Source organism: Robbsia andropogonis (genome assembly GCF_000970345.1).
Taxonomy (GTDB): Bacteria; Pseudomonadota; Gammaproteobacteria; order Burkholderiales; family Burkholderiaceae; genus Robbsia; species Robbsia andropogonis.
Genome location: NZ_LAQU01000232.1, coordinates 1 through 659 on the forward strand (window position 1 = coordinate 1; position 659 = coordinate 659).

General features: G+C 53.0%; 1 pseudogene. It reads left to right on the forward strand.

What is annotated here, in order from left to right:
- A pseudogene (locus WM40_RS29400) lies at positions 1-244 on the forward strand (hypothetical protein); the annotation flags it as partial.
- Positions 245-659: the final 415 nt, after the last annotated feature.

Genomic DNA, 659 nt, shown 5'->3' on the forward strand with positions numbered 1-659 from the left:
GGGCAAGCGCCGGCGCGCTGAACGACTGGCTGAGATCGAACAACTCTATGACCGGCATATTGTCGGCCCGGCGATCCTCGATGCGGGGCCTGCACCGTCCCTTGGGGGAGACGGAGAGCATCACGAGGTTCGAGGGCATTGGCGACGACCGCACTTCCGGATGCAACCGCATGGGCCGCAGGCAGCGCTGCGTAAGTTGATTTTCGTGGGACCGACGATCGTACGGCCGGACCGCCTTAACTAACTGATCACCGACCTTCTAATCATCGAAGGCGATCCGAATTTTATTGTTTGACCGGCTCCAGTACTAGTCCGAAACGGCTGTAGAGTAGGTCAGTTAATAAACTGACCTTGCCTCGAAACGACTTACAGCAGAGATGTAAGCTTGAACTTCCCTCGGTATGGCGGACATTTCTGGCCTATGATCTGAAAACTCCCAACCACTTGTATTACGCATAGACACTCGATTGGAATATCAGTGGGACGGGAGCGCGAAGACCTCGACTAGGTTCTGCTTTGGCCGACGAAATCAACGACCAAGACCAATGAACAATAGTTATAAATTTACCGAGAAGCGCCGTTTCGCGTGGATGTTATTTCGCAAACGGAAGGCCATCAAACTGGAGCCGGCAACTATCTGCTTTAACGAAGGAACATAT